The sequence below is a fragment of the Variovorax sp. P2_H12 genome (genome assembly GCF_056403395.1).
This window is the reverse complement of sequence record NZ_JBFUFO010000146.1, coordinates 1-541: the sequence shown is the minus strand read 5'-3', so window position 1 is coordinate 541 and position 541 is coordinate 1. Positions and strand designations below refer to the sequence as shown.

General features: G+C 71.7%; 1 protein-coding gene. It reads right to left on the bottom strand.

What is annotated here, in order from left to right; all coding sequences use genetic code 11:
- Positions 1-93 precede the first annotated feature (93 nt).
- Positions 94-541, bottom strand: a 448-nt coding sequence (locus tag AC1DYK_RS35575; RefSeq protein ID WP_478170548.1) for an aromatic-ring hydroxylase C-terminal domain-containing protein, incomplete at its 5' end; no start/stop codon positions are given.

Below are 541 nucleotides of genomic sequence, written 5' to 3'. Positions count from 1 at the left end.
CCATATGCACTGCACTCCGTTCGGGTCCGGCAGACCGCCGGACCGGCGTCAGCCTCGGTTCGTGTGATCCTCTGTGGGGTCGGTGCCGTGCCGTCAACACTGGAGCACGGCCCTCAATGCGCCGAGCAACTCGGCGCAGGCCGAGGAGTCGGCCTGAGGTGGCCGGGAGGACCGCCAGGCGATGTGTCCGTCCGGGCGGACGAGCAGGCAACCGTCCTCGGCCATCCCCGAGGTGCGGCGCCACTCGCCGTAGGCGTCGCGGCTGTTCTCGGAGCCGATGCGCACGCACTTCAGCGGAATTCCCAGGGTGCTCCCGCATTCGGCCGCGGCGGCCTCCCACTCGCCACCGGACAGCCCGGTCAGCACGGTGAAGGTGCCCTTGCCGACGACGTCCAGCGTGGACAGCCGGTTGCCGTCGCCGTCGACGAGCCAGGCGTGCGGCAGCTTCGCGCCGGGACGGGTCGAGGGCTGGTGGAACAACTCCGGGTCCCGTGCCCACACCTCGCCGGCGTCGCCGTCCGGGACGACGGCGGAAGAGACG